Consider the following 24806-nt stretch of genomic DNA (forward strand, 5'->3'; position numbering starts at 1 on the left):
GGCGCGGAGCGCCGGCGACCTCGCGCGTGCTCCTCGGCCGCGATGCGGCCTCGCAGGCACGCACCGACCACGTCGGCGGGGCCAGAAGCGTTAGAAGTCCGCCTTGCCCCACCGCAGGTCGTCGTACGTCGCCTGCTGGTCGCTGTCGAAGCGCTCCTCGAACTTCCGGCGGAGCGCCGCCTTCTCGGTGGCGTCGATCCGCGCCAGTTCGTCGGCCTTCGCCACCGCCTCGGGCGGACCGCGGGTCGTGGCCACCTCGGCGAGGACCTGCCGAGTGAGCCGGTCCCGCGTATCGGCGTCGCGGGTGAACGCGTACGGCGCCTCCAGCTTGTAGGTCACGTCGGTCCGCGGGTCGTACACGATCATGAACGTGGGCTCGTACAGCTCGGGATCGAGCTCGCGGTCGATCCCGAGCGCGTCGCCGTCGGCCGCCATCGTCGCGTCGGCGCCCCCGCGGCTTCTAAACCAGGTGGTGAACGTGAGCGCGTCGTCGAGGCGGTCGCCGCGGGCGCTTCCGGACGGGTCGCCGGCCCCGCCACCGCTGGACTGCCCCGCGTCGTCCCGCCGCTCCAGCAGTCGGGTGAACAGCGCGGTGTCGTCCGGCCAGGGCGGCTCGACCCCCTTCCGCGCCAGCGTCCGGACGATCGTCCCGCTGGAGGGGTTCTTCACGAAGCCGGCGAGCGGCACGTCGCGTTCGACGAACCGCTCGACCAGCCGGACGTACTTCTCGACGACCGCGCGGGGCTTCGCCTCGCGGGCGAGCGCACCGAGCTCGGGGTTGCGGTCGTCCCACGTGAACAGCTCCTTCGGGTATATCGGGCCGTCCAAGACGAGCAGGTCGCCGACCTCGCTGGCGTGGTCGAGCGCGTGGGTCCCCTCGGCGAGGTACAGCGCGAGCGCGTGGACCACGCCCTCCGCGTACCGGTTCACCCGCGGGGCGTGGAGCACGCGCTGTCGGGTGTGGCCGTCGTCGCGCCGCCGCCAGTCGTCGTCGAAGTCGGCGGTGGAGTCGCCGGCGTGGACGGTCGCGACGATCGTGCGGTCGCGGTGGAGGTCCAGGTCCGTCGGATCGCTCGCCATCGCGGCGTGGGCCACGTCGACGACGAGTCCGTTTTTAAACGTCGTCGGGTTGATCGTGCCGGAGTCGAGCCCGTGGACCGTCTCGAACGGGCGCTCGGCGAGGGAGGCGTCGTCGACGGGGGCCAGCCGGCGCTCGTGGTCGCCCACCGGCTCGATCACGACGCGGCCGTCGCGGCGGAGCTCGGGGAGCCAGTCGCGCCACACCCGCCCCGCGAGGTCGTCGTGGTCGGTCGTGTCCACGTCGCTCGCGATCCCGTACGCGAGCCGCGCGATGTTCTCGACGTGGATCGGATCGAGCGTCACGGCCGTACCGCGGTTCGGAGGGATATAAAACGCGTCGGCTCGGGGAGCGAGACCGCGAGCGGGACGAAATCGACGCGGTCGGCCTCCCGGTTGCGGACGGCGTTCCCCGTGGTGTGGACCGCCGACTCCTCACGTCCCCCCGTGTGGACCGCCGACTCCTCACGTCCCCCCGTCGCGTGGATCGCCGGCTCCGCTGATCTCCCCTTCGTGCGGGTCGCCGCGCGGGGCGCCGCTCTCCCGGCTCTCCTCGCCGGTCGGTTCCGCCGCGATTTTGCTCTGTAATCGGTCGAGCCCGAGCGTGAGAACGAAGAAGCTCCCGCCGACGTAGAGGAGCGACTGCGGCTCGGCGACGAGTCGGCTTATCAGGCCGTTTCCGTAGCCGATCACGCTGCTCAGGTATCCCAGTACCGACGTGGTCCATCCGAGTCCCGTGAGGCCGGTGAGCTGGTTAAGCAGGTCTTTATCGAATTCGCGTGTCAGTTCGGGCCGCATGGGAATGGTATCATCACCTTAACGAGGGCTACTCCGGGACGGTACATAAATTATTTTCATGATAAGAAGAACGTATATTTTGTGTGAATGTACGGACTTCGAGAACGTCTCCGTCCTCCGCCTGTCTCCGGTCCACCGGTTTTCGGTGGTGTCGGCCGAAACGGCCTCCGGATCCCGGATTGCGGCTTTCTCCGGCGTCTGCGCACGATTTACGGTATCAGTCGTAATATTCGGGAAGGGGGATATTTTAACCGGTGGGGTCGACCTCCGGTCATGACCGAACCAGCCACTGGGTCAGCGGCGGACGCGTCCGGACCGTCCGGCGTGGGGCACACGATCCGAGAGATCGTCCGATACGTCCCGGACGGCACGTCCATGCCGAAGGAGATGTGGGGCGGCCGGCACCGGAACGTCCTGATCGCGATCGCGGTACAGGTGCCGTTTCTGATCGCGTTGGGGCTGTACAGCGGGACCGAGCCGTTCACCGGCGCGGAGATCCCCGCGACGCCGCTTTGGATGCTCGGCGGCTTCGTCGCGATCATCCTCGGCACGGCGGGGCTGGCGAACGTGTCTCGGCTCGGTCGACGCCAGCGGACGGTGCTCGCGGCGTTCAGCCTCATGACCGTCTCGATGGCGTTGGTGAAGCTGTCCGGCGGCTACATCGAGGCGCACTTCAGCTTCTTCGTGTTCGTGGCGGTGCTCGCCCTGTACGAGGACTGGGTCCCGTTCGCCGTCGGCGTCGGGTACGTCGCCATCGGCCACGGCGCGTTCAGCCTGATCGACGCGAGCCTCGTCTACAACCACGCCGCGGCGATCGAGAACCCGATCATCTGGGGCGGAATTCACGCGTTCTTCATCCTCGGGCTCGTGGGCGCGCTGATGGTCAACTGGTACTCCATCGAGAAATCGCGCGAGGAGGCGCAGCGCCAGCTCGACCTCGTCGCCGAGCAGAAGTCGGAGATCCAAGACGTCGAGGAGGCGAAGGCGGAAGTCGAGAAGCGCCGCGAGGAGGTCGAGCGGCTGAACGACCACCTCGAGACGAAGGCCGACGACTACAGCGCGACGATGGACCGCGCGGCCGACGGCGACCTCACGGTCCGGCTGGACGCCGGCAGCGAGAGCGAGGCGATGGAGCAGATCGGCGCCGCGTTCAACGAGATGATGGACGACATCGAGTCGACGATGCGCGACGTCCAGTCGTTCGCGGGCGAGGTGTCCGCGGCCAGCGAGAAGACGGTCGAAGGCGTGGACACGGCCGAGGCGCGCAGCGAGGACGTGAGTCGGTCGGTCACGGAGATCGCAGAGGGAGCGGACGAGCAGCGCGAGATGCTCGAACAGGTCTCAGGCGAGATGAACAACCTCTCGGCGACGATCGAGGAGGTCGCTTCCTCGACGGAGACCGTCGCGGACGCGGCCCAGCAGACCGCGTCGATCGCAAACGAGGGACAGGACACCGCCGGCGAGGCGATCGACAGCGTCGGCGAGTCCCGCGAATCGATCGGCGCGACCGCGGAGAAGGTCAGGGTCCTCGACGAGCGGATGGACGACATCGGCGAGATCGTCGACCTGATAAGCGACATCGCGGAACAGACGAACCTGCTCGCGCTCAACGCCAACATCGAGGCCGCGCGGGCCGGCGGCGGCGGCGGCGGGAGCGACGGGTTCGCCGTCGTCGCCGACGAGGTGAAACAGCTCGCCGAGGAGACCCAGGAGGCGGCCCAGGAGATCGAGGAGCTCATCGCCGGCACGCAGTCGCAGACGCAGGCGACCGTCGAAGAGGTCCGGACCGCCGAGGAACATATGGAGGCCAGCGCCGAGGCCGTCAGCGACGCCGCGGACGCGTTCGCCGAGGTGGCGGGCAACGCCGCCGAGACCGACGACGGGATCCGCGAGATCAGCAAGGCGACCGACGACCAGGCCGCGAGCACCGAGGAGACGGTGTCGATGGTCGAGGAGGTGGCAGGGATCAGCAAGTCGACCGCCGACGAGGCCGACGACGTCAGCGAGGCGGCCGACGAGCAGCTCGCCGCGATGTCGCAGGCGACGGCCGAGGCCGGTTCGCTCGCCGATCAGGCCGAGCGGCTCCGCGCGCTGCTCCGGAAGTTCGAGGTCGGTGGAGAGTCGCCCGACGACCCGTCGGCGTCGCGCAACGTCGCGATGGGCGACGGCGGCCGGTCGGACTGAGACGCCGCCGCGGACGGCCCGACGGCGGTCCCTTTTATATCGCGTCGACGACGGCCTCCAGCACCGGCAGCGCGCGCTTCACCTGCGCGCCGTCCTCGACGAAGACCAGCGTCCGCGGCGGGCGGACCGCCTTCGGTCTGACGCGGAGGCCCGCCTCGTCGGCCGCGGCGGCGGCGAGTCCGGGGATATCGGGCGCGTCGGACGGGTCGGACGAGTCGGGCGCGTCGGACGAGTCGACAGCATCCGTCTCACGGTCCGCGTCGCCGCCGACGAACTCGACCCGGACGCGGTCGGGGTGGACGTACACCTCGGCGACTTCGCGCCCGACGCCGTCGCCGCCGGCTTCGCCCTCGCGAACGATCCGGTACGCGAGCGCGCCGTCGGTCGTCGGTTCGACGTCGGGGTCGGCGTCGGCGAGCGCGAGGTCCCGCAGGCGCCCCTCGTTGCCGGAGACCTCCGACGCGAGCAGCTGGCCGATCCGGACGCCGTCGGTCAGTCGGTCCGCGACCATCAGGCGTCACCCGCGGCGTCGGTCGCCGCCTCGTCGGCGTCGCCGGACGGCTCTCCGGCGGCGGCGAGTTCCTCGCGCACGTCGGCCGCGAGGTGATCGACCGCGGCGCCGTGCTCCTTCGCGACGAGGACCGCGGCCGCCTCGATGGTGACCGCGAGCGCGCGCTGTCGCTCGTTGATCGCGGCGACCGCGCGCTGCTTCTCGACGCCGGCCGCGACGATGGCGTCGAGGGCGGTCTCGAAGGTGGACTGCTCCCGGAGGATCGACTCGTCGGGCGCGAACCCCTCCGGGACGAACACGTCGTCGGGGTCGAAGCGCGCGACGAGGTCGCCGTCCTCCTCGGCGACCAGCCCGCGGCCGACGGCGACGTCGACCAGCCGCTTCGCCTGATCCGGCGAGAACCAGTCGCGGTCGAGCGACAGCGCGACGACGAACTCGCCCTCGCCCAGCCGCTCCTTCGCGCGGTGTTTGAACGGGACGGCGACGGCGACCTCCAAGCTCATGTTCGATCGGCGGGGTGTCGACGGCGGTAAACCTACCGGACCGCGGAGCGCGTTCGGAGCACCCGCGACGGTCGGCCCGTCAGGCCGGGCGCCGCCAACCGTTATGCCGCGGCGGCGCGATGGCGCACGTATGGAGACCCGCCCGCTCGGTGACACCGGTCACCACAGCAGCGTGATGACGTTCGGCGCGATCGCGCTCAACTGGCTCGAACAGGAGGGCGCGAACCAGCTCGTCGAGCACGTCCTCGACTACGGCGTCAACCACTTCGACGTGGCGCCGACGTACGGCGACGCGGAGCTGAAGCTCGGCCCGAAACTCCGCCAGCACCGCGAGGAGATATTCCTCGGCTGTAAGACCCAAGAGCGGACGTACGAGGGCGCGTGGCGCAAGCTCGACCGCTCGCTGAACCGCCTCGGCGTCGACAAGATCGACCTGTATCAGCTCCACGGGCTCGAGTACGACGAGGAACTGGACGCGATCACGGGCGACGACGGCGCGCTCGCGGCGTTTCGCGAGGCCAAAGAGCAGGGGCTGATCGACCACATCGGGCTGACGAGCCACGGCGACCCCGACCTCATCCTCGACGCGCTCGACCGCATCGACGACCTCGAGACCGTGATGTTCCCGCTGAACCCCGTCGTCGCCGGCAAGGACGGCGACGAATACGACTACGAGGCCGTCCTCACCCGGGCCGAGGCGGAGGACGTCGGCACGCTCGGGATCAAGGCGTTCGCCGGCGGCTCGTGGCCGCCGACCGACCAGCTCCCCGAGGCGGACCGGCCGTTCGCGAACTGGTACCGCCCGGTCACCGCCCCCGACGAGGTCCGCGAGCGGTTCGATTTCGCCGCCGCGCAGGGGCTCACCAGCGTCGTCAGCGCCGGCGATCCGAAGCTCGTCACCATGATCCTCGAGGCCGCCGCCGACTTCACCGGGATGGACGAGACCGCCCAGCGGTCGCTGATCGAGCGGGTCCGCCACGACGACAGCCCGGTTCCTGAACAGCTGCACCACTGAGCCCGGAGCATGGACGTTCCGGAGACGGTCGCGACCGCGCTCGACGACCGACCGGTGGCCGGGAAGCGCTGTCTGGAGGCCGGGGCGGGCGCCGGGAACGCGACCGCCGGACTGCTCGCGAACGGCGCCGCCCGGGTGTACGCCGTGACGAACGACCGGGGCCACGCGCTGACGACGCGACGGCGCGTCGGTGACGGCGGCGGCGACGACGGTGACGGGAACGGCGGCGACGACGGTGACGGGAACGACGCCACCGTCGACGACCGACTGGCGGTGCTGGAGGCGGACCTCCGGGCGGTCCCGCTCCCCGACGACTCCGTCGACCTGATTACCGCGCACGGTCTCTGTAACGTCCTCGACCCCGCGGCGCTGTCGGCGGTCGCCGCGGAGCTCTCGCGGGTCGCGGCCCCGGGCGCGCACCTCGTCGTCGACGACTACGACCCGCTCCCGGACGACGCCGCGATCCGCGAGCTGTTCGCCGTCGAGAACGCCGCGTCGGAGCTGGCCCGCGGCCGCCCGGCGCTCACCTTCTACCCGGCGGCGTTCCTGCGGCGGTTCTTCGCGGGGCACGGCTGGGAGTTCGAACGGGAGCGGACGCTACTGGAGCCGGTGCCCTGGACCGAAAGTCACGTCTCCGCCCACGCCGACGAGGCGACCGCCATGGCCGGAGACTGCCCCGATGAGTCCGGCGACGCGCTGGCGGCGGCCGCTCGTCGGCTCGCGGGCGAGATCGGGTCGGAATCGGTCGGGCGGATGTACGGTCTCGCGTTCCGCCTCCCGGACTGAAAGCCTCGGAACCGCGATTCCGACGGGACTCCCCGCGATCGGGAGGCCCCGTGCCGAACGCGGGGTGCTGCATTCATCAGTGGCGCGCGCGATTCCCGAAACGGGGAGACACCATGGTCGTAAGCGTTCATCACTACGAGCTGGCGGAGTCGGCGTCCCCGTCGGATTTCCGCGACGCGGTAGCGGAGGCCGTCGACCGCGGGCTGTTCGAGGGCGTTCCCGGGCTGGTCGAACACCGGATCGGCCGCGGTATCAGAGGGGACCGGGCCGGGGAGTTCGCGGCCGTTTGGGTGTACGAGAGCCGAGAGGCGTGGGCGGACGTCTGGGGACCGGCGGGTGACCCGGTGGCGAAGACCGAGTACCCGGACGACTGGCTCACGTGGGAGGACGAACTGCTGGATCCGTTGCTCGCCGACGATCCCGACGCGATCGAGTACACCTCGTACGAACTCATCGCCGAGAGCGGCGACGAGTAAGTCGCCGGGACAACTCACCGGCTGACGGGTTCGACAGGCAGGGACGAACCGGCGGGAACGCGTCGGCCGACCGCCGCCGTCGACCCGTCAGTCGTCGTCGGTCGCCGCGGGCGCCGTCGCCGCGGAGCCGACGCCCGCGTCGGTCGGCGTCGCGTTCAGGCTGTAGCCGGTCGCGGCCATCGCGAACAGCACGAGCGGCGAGAGGAACGCGAACAGGTAGTACGGCGCGTACTCCAGCGTCGGCACGTCGGTGACGCCCGCCATGTAGACGGCGCCCGCGTGCCACGGGAACAGCGCGCCGGTCGGCGTCCCCGCCGCCTCGACGGCGCGGGAGAGCTGGTCGGTGTCCATCCCGAACTCCTCGTAGGTGTTCCGGAGCGTGACGCTCGGGAGCACGATGCTCATGTACTGCTGCGCGGTGAGCGCGTTGATGACGATCGCCGAGACGCCGGTGCCGGCGACGAGCGCGCCCGGGCTCCGCACGGCGGAGGTGAAGGCGTGAGCGATCACCGCCAACACGCCGGTCCGCTCCAAGATCCCGCCGAGCGAGAGCGCCGCGACGACGACCGTGATCGTCCACGCGGAGCCGGTGAGGCCGCCGGTCGCGAGCAGTTCGTTCACCAGTTCGGAGCCGGACTCGGGCGCGGTCCCGTACATGAACGTGTCCCACGCGGCGACGAACCCGGCGCCCTGGACGAACACCGTCGTGAGCACGCCGGCGAAGACGCCGGCGACGAGGGTCGGCAGGGGGGCGTACCCGCGCAGCGCCAGCCCGAAGGTGACGGCGAGGGGGACGAACGCGAGCAGCGTGATCGCGTACGTCCCGGCGAGCGCGCCCTGGATCTCGGCGATCCGGCCCGCGGGGATCGCGCCGCTGGCGCGGAGCCCGAGCGCGAGGAAGCCGAGCACCGCGAGCCCGAAGGCGACGAGGGTGCCGGTCCGCATCCGGCGAATGTGCGCGTACAGGTCCGTGTTCGCCACCCCGGCGGCGAGGTTCGTCGTGTCCGAGAGCGGCGACTGCTTGTCGCCGGCGTACGCGCCTGAAAGGACGGCCCCGACCGTCATCGGGTCCGGGACGCCGAGCCCGGCGCCGATGCCGACGAAGGCGACGCCGAGCGTGCCGACGGTGGTCCACGACGAGCCGATCGCGAAGGCGACGACCGCCGCGACGACCGCGGCGGCGGGGAGGAACGTCGCGGGCGTGAGCGTCTCCAGCCCGAAGTACATGAGCCCCGGAATCGTCCCGGCGCTCACCCACGTCGCGATGAGCCCGTAGATGGTGAAGATGATCAGCAGCGCCTGCAGCCCCATCACGAGACCGTTGGCGATGCCGTCGAACAGGTCGTCCCAGTCGTAGCCGAGCCAGAGGCCGAAGACGCCGACGAAGGCGATGCTCCAGAGGAGCGGCGCGTGCGGGTCGAGGCCGAGGACGGCCGAGCCGATACCGAGGAACGCCACGACCGCGAGGACCGGGACCAGCGCCGCCGCCAGGCTCGGACGGCGGTCCGGGTCGATGTCCTCGTACGTCGTGGGCGTGAACGAGCGTGCCATGAGCGACCGTATTCCTTTGAAGCATAAATATGTCTTGGAATATGCGTAGCGAAGATAACGATCGTTCATCGTCATCGACGCGGCGACGGGGGACTCCCGACGAGGGAGCGTCGCCTCCGGTGACCGTCGCCGCCGAACCCCACCGCGTCCGACCGTGTGCTGCCGTGTCGCGCGGGTCCCCGAACGGACGGTCTTATACGCGTCGGTGGACAAGAACGGCCAACATGATATTTGAGGGCCTCCCGACGACCCCCCGATCGGAGGAACTCGTCGACAAGGCGTTCTCGCGGGCGGCCCGCGCGGGACGCGCGAAGCGCGGCCACGAGGCGCAGGAGTCGATGTTACGGACCGCCGGCAACGTCCTCTCGGACAACCTGGAGAACGTCGTCGTCTCGTGGCCGGACTTCGGCTTCGACGTCGACCCGTTCTACTACGAGCTCGCCGACGCCATCGTCGACGTCGACCGCCTCCGGCAGGCGCTCTCGCAGGTGATGTGGGCCAGCCGTCAGATCGAGGACCTGCGCGACGAGTACACGACGAAAGTCCGGAATTCCGACGTCGACACCGCGCGCAAACACCGGAAACAGGCGTTCGCGCGCATGGCCGACGTGATGGACCAGATCGAAGAGGACCTGCGGTACATCGGCGACTCGCGCGACCAGCTGAAGGTGCTCCCGGACATCCGGCCCGACGAGCCCGCCATCGTCATCGCCGGCTATCCGAACGTCGGGAAGTCGTCGTTCGTCAACCGCGTCACCCGCGCCTCCAACGAGATCGCGGAGTACCCGTTCACGACCCGCGGCGTCCAGATCGGTCACTTCGAGCGGGACCACGTCCGGTACCAGATCGTCGACACCCCCGGCCTGCTCGACCGCCCGGAAGAGGACCGAAACGACATCGAGCGGCAGGCGGTCAGCGCACTCGAACACCTCGCCGACGTCGTCGTCTTCGTGCTCGACCCCTCCGGCGACTGCGGCTACCCGCTGGACGTCCAGCTGGAGCTGCGCGAGGAGGTCCGCGAGCTGTTCGGCGACGCGGTCCCGTTCCTCACCGTGGCGAACAAACACGACCGCTTCGAGGCGGTGCGGGCGGAGTCCGTCGACGCGACGATGAGCGTGACCGAGGACGAGAACGTCGAGGACGTCCTCGACATGGCCGTCGAGGCGGCCGCGTTCGAGCCGGACCTCCCGACGCGCGACGGCGGGGAGTAGCCGGAGAGGCGAGGCGGCGGCGAGCGAGCCGCCGGAGCGACCGCCGCGGCCCCGAAAGGATGCTTTCAAGCGGGCGCTCGCCGAACCGACGCGTATGTACGACGGTCTCAAGGGATTCCGCGACTTCTACCCCGGGGAGCAGTCCGCACGCCGGGAAGTGACCGACGCGATCGAGGACGCCGCGAGCCGGTACGGCTTCCGCGAGATCGCCACCCCCGCCCTAGAGCGGACGGAGATGTACGTCGACAAGTCCGGCGAGGAGATCGTCGAGGAGCTGTACGCCTTCGACGACAAGGGCGGCCGCGGCGTCTCCATGACGCCGGAGCTCACCCCCACCGTCGCCCGGATGGTCGTCGCGAAGGGCCAGGAGCTGTCGAAGCCGATCAAGTGGGTCTCAACCCGCCCGTTCTGGCGCTACGAGCAGGTCCAGCAGGGCCGGTTCCGCGAGTTCTACCAGACGAACATCGACGTGTTCGGCTCGTCCGCGCCCGAGGCCGACGCCGAGGTGCTCGCGGTCGCCGCCGACGCGCTCACCGACCTCGGGCTCACCGGCGACGACTTCGAGTTCCGCGTCTCGCACCGCGACATCCTCGGCGGGCTCGTCCGGGCGCTCGCCGCCGATCCCGACGCGGTCGACACCGCCGCGGCGATCCGCGCGGTCGACAAGCGCGCGAAGGTCGACGACGGCGAGTACCTCGGACTCCTCTCGGACGCGGGGCTCGACCGCGCGACCGCCCGCGAGTTCGACGACCTCATCTCGGGCGTCGACGCCCCCGAGGACCTCGACGCGGTGGCCGAGGCCGGCGGCGAGGAGGTCGCGGCCGCGGTCGAGAACCTGCGGAACGTGCTCGCCGCGGCCGACGACTTCGGCGCGGGCGAGTTCTGCGAGGTCTCGCTGACGACCGCCCGCGGGCTCGACTACTACACCGGCGTCGTCTTCGAGTGCTTCGACTCCACGGGCGAGGTGTCGCGCTCGGTCTTCGGCGGCGGGCGCTACGACGACCTGATCGAGAGCTTCGGCGGCCAACCGACCCCCGCGGTCGGGGTCGCGCCCGGCCACGCCACCCTCAAGCTCCTCTGTCAGCGCGCCGGCGTCTGGCCCGACGAGGAGCTCTCGACCGACTACTACGTGCTCAGCGTGGGCGACACGCGGGGCGAGGCGGCCGCGCTCGCCCGCGACCTCCGCGCGCTCGACGACGGCGTCGTCGTCGAGAGCGACGTCTCCGGTCGCTCGTTCGGCGCCCAACTCGGCTACGCCGACTCGATCAACGCCGAGACCGTCGTGGTCGTCGGCGAGCGCGACCTCGGGAACGGCGAGTACACGGTGAAAGACATGGCGAGCGGCGACGAGACGACCGTGCCGGTCGAGGAGTTCCCGCCCGAGGACGGGCTCTCGACGTACGAGGACGACGAGTAGCGGGCGGCGGACGACGAGTCGCGACGAGACGGCGGGAGTCCTGAATCCTTTTCAGGGTCGCGACGGGACCGGAGGAACGATGATCCCGCTCGCGACAGCGATGCCGCCGACCGAGGTCGCCCTCCGCGTGGCGGCCGGCGTCGCCCTCATCCTGATCAACGCGTACTTCGTGGCGGTCGAGTTCGCCCTCACGCGGCTCCGGCAGTATCCGGAGTCGGAGATCGACACCCCCGGACTGCGGCGCGCGTGGGAGATGACGGACGACCTGGAGTTCTACCTCACCACCTGTCAGGTGTGGATCTCCGGGACGAGTATCGCCCTCGGTATCGTCGCGGAGCCGGGGCTCGCGGCGCTGTTCGCGCCGATATTCGCGAACACGGCGTTCGCGTCAGCGGGCGCCGGGTCGCTGCTGGGCTTTTTCATCATCAACATGGTCCACCTCACCCACGGCGAGCAGACCCCGACGTACCTCGGCGTCGAGCGCTCGAAGCAGGTCGCGGGGTACGGCGCGCGGCCGCTGTACTGGTTCGCGTGGCTCATCTCGCCGCTGATCAAGTTCGGCGACTGGGTCGCGAAGGCCACCCTCGGGCTGTTCGGCGTCGAGATGACCGGGTCGTGGACCGAGACCGAAAGCGAGGTGTTGGAGACGCGCGCGGAGCTCCGCAACCGCCTCGGGTCGATGATGGAGGAGGTCGAGCTCCCCGAGGAGCGCCGCGAGGAGGTCCTCAACGCGCTCGCTGTCGACGAGCTCGGCGTGGCGGACCTGATGACGCCGGCCGACGAGGTCGTCTCGCTGTCGACGTCGGCGTCGATCGAGGAGAACCTCGACCGGATTCGCGACACGCCGCACACGCGGTTCCCGCTCGTGGGCGACGGTCCGAACGACTTCGAGGGGATCGTGTACGCCCCGTCGATCGTGAGCCGCTTCGAGGAGCTCCGGGCGGGGGAGACGACGTTCGAGGAGATCGCCGCCCCGCCGGTGACGGTCTCGCCGGAGACGAGCATCAGCGACGCATACGACCAGTTCCAGGCTGAGTCACAGGAGCTCGCGCTCGTCATCGAGGACGGCGAGATCGTCGGGCTCCTCACCGCGACCGACGCGCTGGAGGCGGTGATGGGACAGCTCGAGGACCCGCTCGACGCGGGCGATCTGTAGGCGGTCGGCGTCGACCGCGGCGGCGACGGGGGAGCGCTCTCATCACGGCCGCGACGGCGACGCAGGAGCGCTCTCGTCACGGCCGCGACGGCGACGCAGGAGCGCTACTCGAACGCCTCGCGCAGGAACACTAGGGCCCCGCCCAGCATCGCGAGGTTACCGAAGAAGGCCAGCCGCTCGCCGCTCTTGTCGTCCTCGTCGGCGTTCCAGAAGTCGTGCATCGTCGCGGTCACGACCGTCAGGAACGTCACGGCCGCGCCGGTCGTGATCCGAGGGGCTCGCCACAGCGCGATCCCGATCCCCGAGACGAGCATCATCCCCGACGCGAACGGGGCCGCGAGGTCGGGGGCGGGGACCCCGGCCGACTCCGCGTACTCGATCGTCTCGTCCATGTCGCGGAAGTCCTCGGAGGCCTGCGCCGCCAGTCCGACCCCGAGCAGCACGCGGCCGAGCCGCGAGGGCGCGCCGCGGCCGCCGGTCGTCGGCTCCTCGTCGCCCGGCGTCGTCTCGGCCGCCTCGGTGTCGCCGGCGTCGTCGGTGTCGTCGTCGGTCATGTGTGGACGCACGGTAGCGTGCCACATAAATCGACGTGCGGGATGACGCGGACATCGACGTGCGAGAGGGCGCGGACATCGACGTGCGAGAGGGCGCGGAGCGCGCGGGCGTCGGGCGGCGGTCGCCGACTTACCCCCAGTTCCACCGGGCGTGGAGCCGGCGGACCGACAGGTCGAGCCAGAAGCCGATGAAGCCGATCACCAGCATGATCGCGGGGATCTCCGCGTAGGAGAACCGGTCGCGGGCGTCGAGGATGAGGTAGCCCAGCCCGGTGTTGACCCCGAGCATCTCCGCGGGGACGAGGATGATCCAGAGGATGCCGATCGAGAGGCGGATCCCCGTCAGCATGTCCGGGATCACCGCGGGGACGACGACCCGGCGGAGCAGGGCGCGCGTGTCGCCGCCGAGCGACTCGCCGACCGTGATCCAGTCGTCGTCGATGGTCGCGATCCCGTGGGCGGTGTTCAACACGATCGGCCAGAGGCCGGCCATGAACATCACGAACACCGCGGACCGGGTCCCCACGCCGAAGACGATGATGGCGATCGGGAACCACGCCAGCGGGGAGATCATCCGCATGAACTGGAAGAGGACCGTGGTCGCCCGCTCGGCCGCCTCGAAGTAGCCGACGACGATCCCCACGGGGAGCCCGACCGTCAGGCAGAGCGCGAGCGCGAGCCCGAACCGGTAGACGCTGACGAGCACGTGGTCGTAGAACTCGGGCGAGACGACGAGCTCGGCGAGGACGGCGACCGTCGCCGCCGGCGCGAAGTTCGTGATGATGCCGCTCCCGAGCGCCGTCACCGCCCACCAGACGGCGAGGCCGCCGAGGAGTCCGACCGCCGGCAGCAGGCGGCCGCGCTCCCCGAGCAGCTCAGAACCGTATCGTCTCCTGTCTCTCGTAGCCATCTTCCTCTGGGACGTCGAACGCCGGCGGGCCGCCGGCTTCTTCTAACGCTGTGCGAACGGGGTCGTACGCGACGAGGTCGTCGGCGACCTCGGCGGGCTCTAACTCGTCGAGGAAGGCGTCCTCGCCCTCCACGCGGGTCTCGCGCATGCGACGGATCAGCTCCTCCGTGTACGAGGGGTACGGGTACGGGTAGAAGCCGATCCGGTCGATGTCCCACTCCTCGTTGCGGATCGCGCCCGATTCGAGGTACGGCTCGTGCTCGTCGTAGTGGGTGAGCGCGCGGTCGATCGGCTCGGGCCCCTGCGGCAGCAGGCCGCTCTCCGCCGAGGAGAGCAGCCGCGCGGCCTCGGACCGATTCCCTCGGAGGTACTGTTGGGCGTCGACGAGCCCGCTCATCACGTCGGTCGTCCACTCCGGCCGCGACTGCACCAGCTCCTCGCGCATCACGACGACGCAGCAGGCGTGCTCGCGCCAGACGTCGCCGGTGAACCGCAGGATCTTCCCGCCGGCGTCGAGCTCGCCGATCGCGTTGAACGGCTCGGCGACGATGTACCCCTCGATGGAGCCGTTCTCGAGCGCCGCGGGCATGTCCGGCGGCGGCGTCACGACGAGGTTCACCTCGTCGTCCGCCACCTCGTCGGCGGAGGAGTCCGTTCGGGGCGTGAGCCCGTGCTCGCGGAGCCCCATCTGGAGGATGACGTTGTGGATCGAGTACCAGAACGGGACGGCGACGGTGCCGCCGCCGAGGTCCGCCCACTCGTCGATCTCCTGTTGGACCGTCAGCGCGGAGCCGTCGGTGTGGTCCCACGCGACGACCTGCACGTTCGCGTCCAGCTCGTCGCCGTAGCGCATCCACACCGTCATCGGCATCAGGAAGTGGGCGACGTTGACCTCGCCGGAGAGGAACGCCTCCGCGAGGTCCGACCAGCCGCGGAAGAGGGTCGGCTCGGCGGCGTCGACGCCGTGGTCGGCGAAGTGGTCGTTGGCGTATCCCGTCAGCAGGGGCGCCGAGTCCGTGATCGGGAGGTAGCCGATCTCCGCGGTCGGCGGGCCGTCGCCCTCCCCGCCGCCCCCGAGACAGCCGGCCGTCGAGCCGACGCCGGCCGCCGCGAGCGACGCCAGCCCGGACTCCTTCATGAATTCGCGTCGGGAGAGCCCGCTCGTGCGGGCCGTCTCCGAGGGGTTCCGCCAGCCGGCGCCGCCGACGAGCTCGCGCGCGCTCTCGGCGACATCGGGGTCGACGTCGTCGTGGTTCGTGTGATGATCGTGCGTCATTCGAGTCCAACCGCCTCCAACTGTTCGAAGGTCGCCGCCCGCTCCGCGAGGAACGCCTCGTCGTCCCGCGACCGCGTCTCGCTGTCGATCCGCTCGACGTGTTCGATGCCCGCCGGGACCGGTCCCATTATCGCGACGCGGTCACCGAGGTACACCGCCTCGTCGATGTCGTGCGTGACGAACACGGCGGTGACGCCGAGCTCGTCGACGATCCGCAACAGCTCGTCCTGCAGCTCCATCTTCGTCAGCTGGTCGAGCGCAGAGAACGGCTCGTCGAGGAGCAGCACCTCGGGCTCGTTCGCGAGCGTCCGCGCGAGCGACGCGCGCTGCGCCATCCCGCCCGACAGGTCCGCGGTGTCGGCGTCCGCGACGCCGTCGAGCCCGACGAGGTCGAGCAGCTCGTCGATCAGGTCGGGGTCGGGCTCCTCGCCGCGGAGCTTCGGGCCGACTTCGACGTTCTCTCGCACCGAGAGCCACGGGTACAGCAGGGGGTCCTGGAAGACGACGCCCCACCGGTAGTCCGGGCCCGTCACCCGGTCGCCGTCGATTTCGACGCGGCCGCCGGTCGGCTCTTCGAGTCCCGCGAGCAGGTGCAGGAGGGTCGTCTTGCCGCAGCCGGACGGGCCGAGCAGACAGCAGACCTCGCCGGGGTCGACCGCGAGGTCGAGCCCGTCGAAGACGAGGGTCTCGTCGTACCGCTTCGTGAGGTCGCTGGCGACGACCGGCGCCGCGTCGGTCGCGCGACGGCCGTCGACGTCGGCGTCGGCGCCGACCGCGGACGCGGATTCGGGCCGGACGGCGGACTCCTCGTCGCCGTCGTCGGTCGCCGCCGCGCGGGACTCGAGGGACATCGATCAGTCCGCCGTCGCCTCGGGCTCTTCCTCCTCGGACGCCGCCTCGTCGTCCGGGATGACGCCCTCGTCATCGAGCTCTTCCGCGGTCCCGATGTCAGCGTCGTCGGGGACGAACCCCTTCTCGCGCATCCAGTCCGTGGTCGCGCCGATCCGGTCCTCGTCGGGGGCGCGCACGGGGAGGAACTCGCGGAGCTCGAACTCCTCGCGGAGCCGGTCGAAGTTCACGTCGTCGAAGGCCGCCTTGTCGGCCGCCTCGTCTTCCAGCAGCCCGACGTACCGGTCGGTGTACCCGTCGAGGTCGTCGTTGATGTCGGCGACCGCGCGGTTCAGCGCCGCGAGGAACCCCTCCAGCTTCTCCGGCTCGGGCTGCTCGCGCGTGGTGATGGCGGCGCGGCACGGGCCGTCGAACACCTCCTTCAGCTCCTCGTCGTAGCGGCCGAGCGTGACGAACGGCTCCAGCACCGCGATGGAGTCGACCTCGCCCTCTTTCACCGCGTCGAAGCGCTCCTCCGCCTCGCCGACGTGTTCGAGGACGACCTCGTCGTCCTCGAACCCCTCGTTCTCCAGCATCTCGCGCATCGAGTAGAAAGAGGTGGCGTACTTGTTGATCCCGACGGAGCGACCGCGCAGGTCGTCGATGGTCTCGGCGTCGTCGTCGGCGTCAACGAACACGACGCGGTCCCACTCGCTGTAGGAGCCGACGATGTCGCGGTCGGTCTCGGAGACCTCTTGGACCGCGTTCCACTCGCAGACGCCGTGGGTGCCGCCGTCCTCGTCCATGTCGTCCCACCAGTCGGCGTCGAAGGCGTTCTCGCCCTCGAAGTCCTGCGTCCCGGGCGCGAAGTACGAGAGGTCGGCGTCGACGCCCTCGTCCTCGAAGTACCCGTTCTCTTCCGCGACGTCTTGCACCAGTCTCCACGTGAAGTATTCGTGGGAGACATTGAGATCTGACATCGAATGCTTCTTAGTTTTATTGTAAGGTATAGCTCCGGAAACCGACAAGGATGAGCGGTGCAACCGGCTTCGCGCAAATGTTGCGGCGGCCGAACGGGTTCGGTCGGCGGTTCGGCGGAAACGGGATCGTCGATCGGCTCAAAACGCCGTCTCACGGGCGTTTTCGGCCGAGTGAGCGAACGGTTCGCATCCGAGATAGCAACAATACTTGTTCGTTTCTCCGTCGCCGTCGGGATGTCTGCGCCTCAGGCCCGCTCTATCCGCTCCAGCAGCGTCGCCGTCGCGTCGGCGTCGAACGCCATCGGCCGTCGCCACCACGGCCCCTTCCCCGAGTCGCTGGACAGCGCCGTGACGAGGCGGTTCGCGTCCGCGCCCGCCTCGGGGTCGCTCAGGGGGACGACGCGCTCGAAGCGGCCCGACGCCGCCGGGTCGCCGGCGACGACGACCCGCGCGTCGAACGGGTCGCGCTTCAGGTGGGCGTTGGTCGGCGCGAGCGCGGCCGCCGACTCGCGGTCGACCGCGGCGTCGCCGGTCCCGCCCCCCGTCTCGGAGCGGTCGCCGTCACCGACCGCGAGCACCCGCTCGACGCGGATACCGGCGAACAGGTACGCGCCCCAGTCGGGGGCGAGGTCGGCGTCGGGCGCGGGGTCGCCGTCGACCGCCGCGTCGGCCGACGCCCCGCCCGGCCCCAGCCAGCCGTGCGGCCGCAGCGACAGCGTCGCGTAGAACAGCAGCCAGTCGCCCGGGGCGAGGCCGGCGATCCGGCCGGCCTTCACGCCGTGGGGGTCGCCGTACGTCGCGCGGTCGCGGCCGTGGACGCCGGGGAGTTCCGGATCCAAGTGGACCGGCGTCGCGTGCAAGTCGGAGGGCACCGCGAAGGGGAGGTCGAGGTCGGCGTACGTCGGAAGCGGCTCGTCGACCGGGAATCGCTCGCGCGGGAGCGTCGCCGCCGACTCGGGGATCGGCACGTACGCGAACGACCCGTCCGGGTAGACGGGCCCGCGGAAACCGGGCTGGTTCGTGTTGGCGGCGACGTTGACGGCGACGGCGCGTGGGTCGCGCATTAAAAAGGGGAGTCCGGACGGGTCACTCCGCCGCGGCGGCGGGCGCGTCGTGGTCGATCTCGGTGCCGAGCAGGTCGAGGAACCCCGCGATCCACTCCGGGTGGTCGGGCCACGCCTGCCCGGTGACGAGGTTCCCGTCCGTCGTCACGCCGTCGACCCACGAGCAGCCGGCGGCCTCGACCTCGGGCCTGACCGCGGGGTAGGCGGTGATCTCGTAGCCGTCGAGCACGCCCGCGGCCGCGAGGATCTGCGGGCCGTGGCAGATCGACGCGACGGGCTTGTCGGCCTCGAAGAAGTGGCGCACCGCGTCGAGCACCTCGTCGTAGCCGCGCAGGTACTCGGGCGCGCGCCCGCCGGGGACGACCAGCGCGTCGTAGTCGGTCGGGTCGACGTCGTCGAACCCGTGAGTGAGTTCGAAGTCGTGCCCCCGGGTCTCCAGGTACGTCTGATCGCCGCGGAAGTCGTGGATCGCGGTCTTGACGCTGTCTCCGCCCTCCTTCTCCGGGCAGACGGCGTGGACTTCGTGGCCCACCGCCTGCAGCGCCTGGAACGGGACCATGATCTCGTAGTCCTCTCCGAAGTCGCCGACGATCATCAGAATCCGTTGTCCTGTCATGTGTGCAACACCACTCGGATATACGCGCTGCTGTCAAATAACGGTACTGGCGAGCGATGACATACCACGCCGACACCGTGTGACCGACCGCTACCCGCTCGACGGCTATTGATAACTCAATCGCACGGCGCGGCGGCGCGTGCCTGTGCGCGGCCGCCCGCGGCGGCCGCGAACAGCACCGCGCGAGGGACGCGGCGACCGAAGGGAGCCGCGAGGCTGGGGAGACGTGAGGTGCGGTTGTTGTGTTGGGCGGGGCTTTGGAGGTGTTCGCTATCCCTCCGACAGCAACGAGGTATACCCGAGCGGCCGAGGCGTTGGAGGCGCTCCACAGCGGGCTTCGGTCAGTTATGTACGGGCCATCGACCGGAGCGGTCGAACCGCCACGCACCGGTAGTCGGCCCTACTTCGGCGGCCGCAGGTCCCGCTGGAACTCGTCGAACTGGTCGAGGTCGTCGGGGAGGTCGTACTCGATCTCGCGCTCGTCTTGGTTGTCGGGGAGCCGTCCGTCCTCCAGGTCGGCGGCGGCCTCCTCCCAGCCCGGTTTCACGCGGACGCTGCGGGCGGGCGAGCCGACGACGACGTGGTGGGCCGGGACGTCGCCCTGCACGACCGAGCGCGCGCCGACGACGCTGTTCTCGCCGATCCGACAGCCGGCGCGCACCATCGCGTCGTAGGTGACGCGGGCGTCCTCCTCGACGATCGTGTGGAAGTTGCGGACCTCGGTCTGATCGACGAGGTCGTGGTCGTGGCTGTAGAGGTGGACGCCGTCGGAGACCGACGCGCGGTCGCCGATCGTCAGCTTCCCCCGGTCGTCGAGGTGCACGTCGTCGTGGATCACGACGTTGTCGCCGACCTCGATGTTGTGGCCGTACGTGACGGAGATCCCCTTGAAAAAGCGGCAGTCGTCCCCGCACTCGGCGAACAGGTGGTTTCCGAGCATCTGGCGGAACCGGAGCGCGAACTCGACGTTGTCCGCCATCGGCGTCGCGTCGAACTGGCGCCAGAGCCACTGGAGGTGCTTCGAGCGCTGGAAGCGGTCCTCGTCCTTCTCGGCGTAGTACTCCGACTCCAGCGTCGCGTTGCACGGGTCGTACCCCTGCAGGCGGACGCGCTCGGCCCGCGACACCGACTCCCCGTCCTGCCACGCCTCCCAGCGCTCGCGGTCGCCGTGGAGGTCGATCAGGACGTCGCGAACGACGTTACAGGTGTCCTCGTCCGAGGAGAGCCGCTCGTCCACCTCGTCGATTAACCCTCGGACCCCGGCCTCTGCGCCGTCGGGGAGGGACACGTGTCGCTTTGTCATCGGGCCACCTTCGTCACCGTGCTTCAAAGGGATTCGGTTGTGCGGCGGGCGCGCTTCAGCGACCGACGGTCGTGGCGCCCGCGCGCCGGCGATCGTGAGCAACAGGGCGATTCTCGGGACCGGAACTCGCGAGAGGCGACGTATCGGCGGCGAAGAGCCGTCCGAGATCATGTATTTTCAACATAATTATTGATTCAACAACACTTTTGAGACGGTTCGCTGTACTGATACGCGGTACCACATGCCAGAAGTAAAATTCGAGGTCGACGTCGACAGCCCGCCGGACGAGCAGCCGACGGCCAAGCCGTTCAACCGATGGCACCCCGACATCCCGGCCGTCGTGGAGGCGGAGCCGGGGGAGACGATTCGGCTCGAAGCGCTGGACTGGACGGGCGGACAGATATCGGACAACGACGACCCGAACGAGGTCAGGGACGTGGACCTGACGCAGGTGCATTACCTCGCCGGCCCGGTCCGCGTCGAGGGGGCTGAGCCCGGCGACCTGTTGAAAGTCGAGTTCCACGACATGGGACCGCTGAACGACCGCTCCGAGTTCGGCTTCACCGGGACCTTCTCCCAGCAGAACGGGGGCGGCTTCCTCACCGATCACTTCCCGGACGCCGCGAAGTCGATCTGGGAGATCAACGGGTACACCGTCTCCTCGCGGCACGTCCCCGACGTCCGCTACGAGGGGAAGATCCATCCGGGGCTCGCGGGCTGTGCGCCGAGCCAAGAGCTCCTCGAGGAGTGGAACGAGCGGGAGCAAGAGCTGATCGACAGACACGAGGAAGACCCGAGCTCGATCCCGAACCACCCGACCGGGGAGGCGGAGCCGGGCGTCGCGAACCCGCCGACCACGGAGGGCGCACAGATGGGCGAGATGGACCCGGAGGAGGCGGAGGCGGCGGCCGAGGAGGCCGCGAGGACCGTACCGCCGCGCGAACACGGCGGGAACCACGACATCAAGGACCTCTCCATCGGCTCGACGGTGTACTTCCCCGTCTACGTCGAGGGGGCGAACTTCGCGCTGGGAGACTTCCACGCCTCGCAGGGCGACGGGGAGATCACGTTCTGCGGCGCGATCGAGATGGCGGCGTACGCGGACGTGGAGTTCGACGTGATCGAGAACGGCATGGAGGAGCACGGCGTCGACCACCCGATCTTCGAACCCGGCCACCGCGGCCCCAACTTCGAGGACTACGTCACGTTCTGCGGCTACTCCGTGACCGAGGACGGCGAGCAGCGCTACATCGACTCGCACACCGCCTACCGCCGGGCGTGTCTGCAAGCCATCGACTACCTCAAGAAGTTCGGCTACACGGGTCAGCAGGCGCTCCATATCCTCGGGACGGTCCCCGCCGAGGGGCGCCAGAGCGGCGTCGTCGACGTTCCGAACGCGTGCTCGACGCTGGCGGTCCCGAAGGGCGTCTTCGAGTTCGACGTCTCCCCCGGTAACCTCGACAATCGGGCGGACCGCGGCGACCTCCTCGTCACCGACGACCCGCTCGAGTGAGCGAGACGATACGAGATGACGTTCACGACCGAAGCGACGGCGGGAGCGAGCACCGAAAGGGGACCCGACGATCCGCTCGGGCCCGGGAAGGCGATCGCGGCGACGCTCCGGAGCACGCTCGGCCCGAACGGGCTGGACAAGATGGTGATCGACCGGAGCGGAAGCGTCGTCGTGACGAACACCGGCGCGACCGTCCTCGACGGGCTGGAGATCGACGCCCCGATCGGCCGCGTGATACGGGACGCGGTTCAGGCGCACGCGCGGCACGTCGGCGACGGGACCACTACGACGGCCCTGCTCGTCGGCGCGCTCCTCGGCGCGGCCGACGGACTCGCCGATCAGGGCCTCCACCCGACCTCGATCGTGGACGGCTACGCCGGCGCGGCCTCGCACGCCCGCGACGCGCTCCGCGAGCTCAGCGTGCCGGTCGAGCCGGGCGACGAGCGGCTCCGAGAGGTCGCGTCGACGGCGGTCACGGGCCGCTGGGACGCGGCGTCTGCCCGGCGGTTCGCCGACATCACGGTGGACGCGCTGCGCGCGGTCGACTGCGACCCCGCCCGGCTCACGGTCCACGCGTATCCCGGCGGCGAACTGGCCGACTCGAAGCGGGTGAACGGGATCCTCGTCGACGTCGACGGCTCGTCGACGACGGTCGGCGAGTCCGGGGGCGGCGGCCGCCGAGCGCTCGCGGACCCGACGATAGCGCTCATCGACGGCGAGGTGGCCGTTCCCGCCGCCGAGGCGTCGGGACGGGTGACCGTTGAGAGCCCCGACGACCTCGCGGCCGTCAGGGAGCACGAACGGGCGAGCAGAAGCGGGCTGGTTCGGTCGGTCACGGACCGCGATGTCGACGTGCTCGTGTGTCAGAAGTCGATCGACCACGGGGCGAAGACCGAACTCGCGCGCGCCGGCGTGCTCCCCGTCGAGCGCACCAGACGGGACGAGTTCGACGCGATCGCTCGCGCCGCGAACGCGACCGCAGTGACCGCGGTCGCGGACCTCGACCGGGACGCGCTCGGGGCGGTCGGTTCGGTCCGCTGTCGGTCGGTCGGCGGCGGCGCCGTGATCGAGCTCTCGGGCCTCCCGGGCGAGTCGCACGAGTCGCTCCTCCTACGCGGCGGGACGCCGCACGTTGCCGAGGAGACGAAGCGAATCGTCGAGGACTGCCTCGCGGTCGCGCGTCACGCCGCTCGCGGCGGCGGCGCGGTTCCGGGCGGCGGCGCAGCCATGATGGCCGTCTCCCGCGCCGTGGCCGACCGCGCGTCGGGCGTCGACGATCGGTCGGCGCTCGCGGTGGAGGCGTTCGCGGACGCGGTGACCGTGATCCCGCGAACGCTCGCGAGGAACGCGGGCGCGGACCCGATCGACGCATTGGTCGCGCTCCGCAACCGTCACCGCGACGGGGAGACGGCCGCCGGCGTCGCCCGCTCCGGCGCGGTCCGCGACATGTTCGACGCGGGCGCGGTCGAGCCGGTCGCGGTCCCCGCGCGCTGCCTCGAGACCGCGGTCCGGACCGCGGGGCTCGTGCTGCGCGTCGACGAGACGCTGGACGCGGAGGCGATCGAGGGGCACGGGGACGACGGCGACGGACGCGGTCATCCCGGGGACGACCGTCACGGCCACGGGAGCGACGGCGAAGGTGAAAGCGACGGTCACGCCGGCGGCTACCCGTGGGCGCTGAGCCACTGATCGGGCCGTCCGCCTCCGGCGGTCGCTTATGAATCGGCGCCGCAGTCCCGCGGCGTGGGGGAGACCGCACCCGCTAAGTGTCCCGATCCCCAAATCGGGGTATGCAACAGCGCGAACTCGGGAACTCGGGCGTCGAGGTCTCGGAGATCGGCTTCGGCGCGTGGGTCGTCGGCACCGACTGGTGGGGCGACCGCTCGGACGAACAGGCGGTCGAGATGGTCGAGGAGGCCCTCGACGCCGGCGTCACCTACGTCGACACCGGCGACGTGTACGGCCACGGCGACAGCGAGGCGATCATCGGGAAAGCGATCGACGGCCGCCGCGACGAGGTGACGCTGTCGACGAAGATCGGCTACGACTTCTACGACAACCCGCAGGCCGGCCACGGCGAGCTCCCGAAGGAGCTGAACGAGGAGTACCTCACCGAGGCGTTCGAGGCCTCGCTGGACCGACTCGACACCGACTACGTCGACGTGCTCCAGCTTCACAACGCCAACGTCGACGAGGTGACCCCAGAGGTGCGCGACCTCCTCCGCGAGTGGAAGGCCGAGGGGCGCGTCCGCGCGCTCGGCTGGGCGCTCGGCCCCTCGATCGGCTGGCTCGCCGAGGGCGACGCCGCCGTCGAGTACGAGGAGTTCGACGCGGTCCAGACCGTGTTCAACCTCTTCGAGCAGGAGCCCGGGCGCCACTTCGTCGATACCATCCGCGAGACGGGCTCGGACACCTCCGTGATCGCCCGCGTCCCGCACTCCTCCGGCCTGCTCAACGAGCAGGTGACGCCCGACACCGTCCTCGAAGACGGCGACCACCGCTCGCACCGCCCGAAGGAGTGGTACGAGACCGGCTGGGAGAAGGTGGAGGCGATCCGCTTCCTCGAGGAGCCCGACCACGCCGAGGGGACTCGGACGATGGCGCAGGCGGCGATCCGCTGGCTGCTCGCCCACGACGAGGTCGCGTCCGTCACGCCGACGTTCCGCGACGGCGACGACATCGCCGAGTGGAGCGCCGCCGCCGACGTGCCGCCGATCTCCGACGCGGAGTACGACCGGTTGGACGAGCTGTACGCCCGCAACTTCGACGTCGACCGCGACGACGGGATGGACGTCCTCCGCACCTCCGTCGACGGCGAGGACATCGAGGCGGCCGGCCTCGACAAGCGCGCCGCGTCGTACTGACCTCGGACCGCCCGGCGTCCCGGGTTCCCGACGTACCGCTCCGGCGGATCGTCGCCGATCCGAACCCGCCTCTTTCGCGTCGAGACCGCGGGACTGCGAGCCGTCGGTGGCGCTCGCGACCACTTTCGCCGCGCTCCCGGCGGAGCGGTGATCGCCCGCGTGCGAGAGCCGCGGCTCGGCGCGTCGAACGTGGTGGCTCGGTGGAAAACCCTC

Annotated in this window: 23 protein-coding genes; 10 read left to right on the top strand and 13 right to left on the bottom strand. The window is 70.4% G+C overall.

The window, feature by feature from the left end; all coding sequences use genetic code 11:
• Nucleotides 1-90 precede the first annotated feature (90 nt).
• The gene (locus DJ73_RS06580) at nucleotides 91-1383 is read right to left on the bottom strand and encodes a DNA double-strand break repair nuclease NurA (RefSeq protein WP_094557611.1); all 1293 of its coding nucleotides are present in this window, start codon (nucleotides 1381-1383) and stop codon (nucleotides 91-93) included.
• Nucleotides 1384-1542: 159 nt separating this feature from the next.
• On the bottom strand, nucleotides 1543-1875 hold the full coding sequence (locus DJ73_RS06585; RefSeq protein WP_241881523.1) for a hypothetical protein: 333 nt from the start codon (nucleotides 1873-1875) through the stop codon (nucleotides 1543-1545).
• 273 nt (nucleotides 1876-2148) lie between these two features.
• Here DJ73_RS06585 and DJ73_RS06590 point away from each other — a divergent pair, with 273 nt between their 5' ends.
• Complete coding sequence (locus tag DJ73_RS06590; protein ID WP_094527263.1) at nucleotides 2149-4059, top strand: methyl-accepting chemotaxis protein; 1911 nt, start codon at nucleotides 2149-2151, stop codon at nucleotides 4057-4059.
• A 34-nt stretch (nucleotides 4060-4093) separates the two neighbouring features.
• On the opposite strand, the gene DJ73_RS06595 is transcribed toward DJ73_RS06590, so the two are convergent.
• Together DJ73_RS06595 and DJ73_RS06600 are read right to left on the bottom strand one after the other, a co-directional pair.
• Nucleotides 4094-4570, bottom strand: coding sequence for a hypothetical protein (locus tag DJ73_RS06595; RefSeq protein WP_094557612.1), 477 nt, complete (start codon nucleotides 4568-4570; stop codon nucleotides 4094-4096).
• Entirely contained in the window at nucleotides 4570-5073 is a 504-nt protein-coding gene (locus tag DJ73_RS06600) for a DUF2240 family protein (protein WP_170938348.1), read from the bottom strand. Before DJ73_RS06600 ends, DJ73_RS06595 begins: the two co-directional genes overlap by 1 nt.
• Nucleotides 5074-5203: 130 nt before the next feature.
• Here DJ73_RS06600 and DJ73_RS06605 point away from each other — a divergent pair, with 130 nt between their 5' ends.
• The 3 genes from DJ73_RS06605 to DJ73_RS06615 all read left to right on the top strand — a co-directional run bounded on the left by DJ73_RS06605 (nucleotide 5204) and on the right by DJ73_RS06615 (nucleotide 7350).
• Entirely contained in the window at nucleotides 5204-6088 is an 885-nt protein-coding gene (locus DJ73_RS06605) for an aldo/keto reductase (RefSeq protein WP_094557613.1), read from the top strand.
• Between the two features lie 9 nt (nucleotides 6089-6097).
• Nucleotides 6098-6874, top strand: coding sequence for a class I SAM-dependent methyltransferase (locus DJ73_RS06610; protein ID WP_094557614.1), 777 nt, complete (start codon nucleotides 6098-6100; stop codon nucleotides 6872-6874).
• 113 nt (nucleotides 6875-6987) lie between these two features.
• Nucleotides 6988-7350 (top strand): hypothetical protein, encoded by a 363-nt coding sequence (locus DJ73_RS06615; RefSeq protein ID WP_094527259.1) that lies wholly within the window; start codon nucleotides 6988-6990, stop codon nucleotides 7348-7350.
• An 87-nt stretch (nucleotides 7351-7437) separates the two neighbouring features.
• Here the strand turns inward: DJ73_RS06615 and DJ73_RS06620 are convergent, their stop codons facing one another.
• Nucleotides 7438-8901: a Na+/H+ antiporter NhaC family protein gene (locus tag DJ73_RS06620; RefSeq protein ID WP_094527258.1), complete on the bottom strand. Its 1464-nt coding sequence runs from the start codon at nucleotides 8899-8901 to the stop codon at nucleotides 7438-7440.
• A 224-nt stretch (nucleotides 8902-9125) separates the two neighbouring features.
• Here DJ73_RS06620 and DJ73_RS06625 point away from each other — a divergent pair, with 224 nt between their 5' ends.
• The 3 genes from DJ73_RS06625 to DJ73_RS06635 all read left to right on the top strand — a co-directional run bounded on the left by DJ73_RS06625 (nucleotide 9126) and on the right by DJ73_RS06635 (nucleotide 12685).
• Complete coding sequence (locus DJ73_RS06625; protein ID WP_094527257.1) at nucleotides 9126-10112, top strand: GTPase; 987 nt, start codon at nucleotides 9126-9128, stop codon at nucleotides 10110-10112.
• A 94-nt stretch (nucleotides 10113-10206) separates the two neighbouring features.
• Nucleotides 10207-11529 (top strand): histidine--tRNA ligase, encoded by a 1323-nt coding sequence (gene hisS, locus DJ73_RS06630; protein ID WP_094525848.1) that lies wholly within the window; start codon nucleotides 10207-10209, stop codon nucleotides 11527-11529.
• Between the two features lie 79 nt (nucleotides 11530-11608).
• Entirely contained in the window at nucleotides 11609-12685 is a 1077-nt protein-coding gene (locus DJ73_RS06635) for a CNNM domain-containing protein (protein WP_094525849.1), read from the top strand.
• Nucleotides 12686-12789: 104 nt separating this feature from the next.
• On the opposite strand, the gene DJ73_RS06640 is transcribed toward DJ73_RS06635, so the two are convergent.
• From DJ73_RS06640 to DJ73_RS06675, 8 genes are all read right to left on the bottom strand, one after another.
• On the bottom strand, nucleotides 12790-13239 hold the full coding sequence (locus DJ73_RS06640) for a DoxX family protein (protein WP_094525851.1): 450 nt from the start codon (nucleotides 13237-13239) through the stop codon (nucleotides 12790-12792).
• Nucleotides 13240-13369: 130 nt separating this feature from the next.
• Nucleotides 13370-14149 carry an ABC transporter permease gene (locus DJ73_RS06645; protein ID WP_094527254.1) on the bottom strand — a complete coding sequence of 260 codons (780 nt, stop codon included), beginning with the start codon at nucleotides 14147-14149 and terminating at the stop codon, nucleotides 13370-13372.
• The gene (locus DJ73_RS06650; protein ID WP_094557615.1) at nucleotides 14115-15425 is read right to left on the bottom strand and encodes an ABC transporter substrate-binding protein; all 1311 of its coding nucleotides are present in this window, start codon (nucleotides 15423-15425) and stop codon (nucleotides 14115-14117) included. The genes DJ73_RS06645 and DJ73_RS06650 overlap by 35 nt, the downstream gene beginning before the upstream one ends.
• Nucleotides 15422-16276 (bottom strand): ABC transporter ATP-binding protein, encoded by an 855-nt coding sequence (locus tag DJ73_RS06655; protein WP_094557616.1) that lies wholly within the window; start codon nucleotides 16274-16276, stop codon nucleotides 15422-15424. The genes DJ73_RS06650 and DJ73_RS06655 overlap by 4 nt, the downstream gene beginning before the upstream one ends.
• Before the next feature lie 3 nt (nucleotides 16277-16279).
• Nucleotides 16280-17188 carry an ABC transporter substrate-binding protein gene (locus DJ73_RS06660; protein ID WP_141212921.1) on the bottom strand — a complete coding sequence of 303 codons (909 nt, stop codon included), beginning with the start codon at nucleotides 17186-17188 and terminating at the stop codon, nucleotides 16280-16282.
• Nucleotides 17189-17478: 290 nt separating this feature from the next.
• A complete protein-coding gene (locus DJ73_RS06665; protein ID WP_094557618.1) occupies nucleotides 17479-18297 on the bottom strand; it encodes a hypothetical protein in 819 nt (272 codons plus the stop codon).
• 22 nt (nucleotides 18298-18319) lie between these two features.
• A complete protein-coding gene (locus DJ73_RS06670; protein ID WP_094527251.1) occupies nucleotides 18320-18913 on the bottom strand; it encodes a DJ-1/PfpI family protein in 594 nt (197 codons plus the stop codon).
• 400 nt (nucleotides 18914-19313) lie between these two features.
• On the bottom strand, nucleotides 19314-20216 hold the full coding sequence (locus DJ73_RS06675; RefSeq protein WP_094525861.1) for an acyltransferase: 903 nt from the start codon (nucleotides 20214-20216) through the stop codon (nucleotides 19314-19316).
• Between the two features lie 241 nt (nucleotides 20217-20457).
• On the opposite strand from DJ73_RS06675, the gene fmdA reads away from it, so the two are divergent.
• The 3 genes from fmdA to DJ73_RS06690 all read left to right on the top strand — a co-directional run bounded on the left by fmdA (nucleotide 20458) and on the right by DJ73_RS06690 (nucleotide 24593).
• A complete protein-coding gene (gene fmdA / locus DJ73_RS06680; RefSeq protein WP_094557619.1) occupies nucleotides 20458-21729 on the top strand; it encodes a formamidase in 1272 nt (423 codons plus the stop codon).
• Between the two features lie 15 nt (nucleotides 21730-21744).
• A complete protein-coding gene (locus DJ73_RS06685) occupies nucleotides 21745-23418 on the top strand; it encodes a TCP-1/cpn60 chaperonin family protein (RefSeq protein WP_094557620.1) in 1674 nt (557 codons plus the stop codon).
• A 101-nt stretch (nucleotides 23419-23519) separates the two neighbouring features.
• Nucleotides 23520-24593 carry an aldo/keto reductase gene (locus DJ73_RS06690; RefSeq protein ID WP_094557621.1) on the top strand — a complete coding sequence of 358 codons (1074 nt, stop codon included), beginning with the start codon at nucleotides 23520-23522 and terminating at the stop codon, nucleotides 24591-24593.
• Nucleotides 24594-24806 lie beyond the last annotated feature (213 nt).

Origin of the sequence: Halorubrum sp. Ea1, from assembly GCF_002252965.1 — an archaeon.
Classification (GTDB): domain Archaea; phylum Halobacteriota; class Halobacteria; order Halobacteriales; family Haloferacaceae; genus Halorubrum.

Excerpts from the sequence above, each read along its gene's own strand:
- DJ73_RS06585 (WP_241881523.1), bottom strand. The coding sequence starts at position 1,875 with ATGCGGCCCGAACTGACACGCGAATTCGATAAAGACCTGCTTAACCAG.
- DJ73_RS06590 (WP_094527263.1), top strand. The coding sequence starts at position 2,149 with ATGACCGAACCAGCCACTGGGTCAGCGGCGGACGCGTCCGGACCGTCC.
- DJ73_RS06595 (WP_094557612.1), bottom strand. The coding sequence starts at position 4,570 with ATGGTCGCGGACCGACTGACCGACGGCGTCCGGATCGGCCAGCTGCTC.
- DJ73_RS06600 (WP_170938348.1), bottom strand. The coding sequence starts at position 5,073 with ATGAGCTTGGAGGTCGCCGTCGCCGTCCCGTTCAAACACCGCGCGAAG.
- DJ73_RS06605 (WP_094557613.1), top strand. The coding sequence starts at position 5,204 with ATGGAGACCCGCCCGCTCGGTGACACCGGTCACCACAGCAGCGTGATG.
- DJ73_RS06610 (WP_094557614.1), top strand. The coding sequence starts at position 6,098 with ATGGACGTTCCGGAGACGGTCGCGACCGCGCTCGACGACCGACCGGTG.
- DJ73_RS06615 (WP_094527259.1), top strand. The coding sequence starts at position 6,988 with ATGGTCGTAAGCGTTCATCACTACGAGCTGGCGGAGTCGGCGTCCCCG.
- DJ73_RS06620 (WP_094527258.1), bottom strand. The coding sequence starts at position 8,901 with ATGGCACGCTCGTTCACGCCCACGACGTACGAGGACATCGACCCGGAC.
- DJ73_RS06625 (WP_094527257.1), top strand. The coding sequence starts at position 9,126 with ATGATATTTGAGGGCCTCCCGACGACCCCCCGATCGGAGGAACTCGTC.
- hisS (WP_094525848.1), top strand. The coding sequence starts at position 10,207 with ATGTACGACGGTCTCAAGGGATTCCGCGACTTCTACCCCGGGGAGCAG.
- DJ73_RS06635 (WP_094525849.1), top strand. The coding sequence starts at position 11,609 with ATGATCCCGCTCGCGACAGCGATGCCGCCGACCGAGGTCGCCCTCCGC.
- DJ73_RS06640 (WP_094525851.1), bottom strand. The coding sequence starts at position 13,239 with ATGACCGACGACGACACCGACGACGCCGGCGACACCGAGGCGGCCGAG.
- DJ73_RS06645 (WP_094527254.1), bottom strand. The coding sequence starts at position 14,149 with ATGGCTACGAGAGACAGGAGACGATACGGTTCTGAGCTGCTCGGGGAG.
- DJ73_RS06650 (WP_094557615.1), bottom strand. The coding sequence starts at position 15,425 with ATGACGCACGATCATCACACGAACCACGACGACGTCGACCCCGATGTC.
- DJ73_RS06655 (WP_094557616.1), bottom strand. The coding sequence starts at position 16,276 with ATGTCCCTCGAGTCCCGCGCGGCGGCGACCGACGACGGCGACGAGGAG.
- DJ73_RS06665 (WP_094557618.1), bottom strand. The coding sequence starts at position 18,297 with ATGCGCGACCCACGCGCCGTCGCCGTCAACGTCGCCGCCAACACGAAC.
- DJ73_RS06670 (WP_094527251.1), bottom strand. The coding sequence starts at position 18,913 with ATGACAGGACAACGGATTCTGATGATCGTCGGCGACTTCGGAGAGGAC.
- DJ73_RS06675 (WP_094525861.1), bottom strand. The coding sequence starts at position 20,216 with ATGACAAAGCGACACGTGTCCCTCCCCGACGGCGCAGAGGCCGGGGTC.
- fmdA (WP_094557619.1), top strand. The coding sequence starts at position 20,458 with ATGCCAGAAGTAAAATTCGAGGTCGACGTCGACAGCCCGCCGGACGAG.
- DJ73_RS06685 (WP_094557620.1), top strand. The coding sequence starts at position 21,745 with ATGACGTTCACGACCGAAGCGACGGCGGGAGCGAGCACCGAAAGGGGA.
- DJ73_RS06690 (WP_094557621.1), top strand. The coding sequence starts at position 23,520 with ATGCAACAGCGCGAACTCGGGAACTCGGGCGTCGAGGTCTCGGAGATC.